Annotated in this window: 1 protein-coding gene; it reads right to left on the minus strand. The window is 64.0% G+C overall.

What is annotated here, in order from left to right; all coding sequences use genetic code 11:
- Positions 1-350, minus strand: a 350-nt coding sequence (locus tag ACCC96_RS30305) for a VCBS domain-containing protein (protein ID WP_413697743.1), incomplete at both ends; no start/stop codon positions are given.

The raw sequence follows: 350 nt of genomic DNA on the forward strand, positions 1-350 counted from the left end.
ACGGCGATCGAGCCGTAGGTTCCGGTTGCCGAGCCATTGATCGACCAGGTGGCGGTGGCATTGTGATCGATGTCGCTCGAGCTGAATTGGCCGCTGACGCTGAGGGTGGTGTCTTCCTGCACGGTGCCGGCATCGTTGCCGCTGGCGAAACTGAGCACCGGCGCGTCGTTGCTGCCGGTGACGGTGACAGTCACCTGCTGGGTGTCGACGCCACCCAGGCCATCGCTGACCTGGATGGTGAACACTTCGTTGTGAGTCTCGCCGACCTTCAGCGATTGCACGGCACTGGCGACGCCGTCGCTGCCGTTGGCCAGGGTGTAGGTCCATTGACCGCTGCTGTCGACGGCGAT

This window comes from Pseudomonas sp. Pseusp11 (assembly GCF_047304405.1).
In the GTDB taxonomy this organism is placed as follows: Bacteria; Pseudomonadota; Gammaproteobacteria; order Pseudomonadales; family Pseudomonadaceae; genus Aquipseudomonas.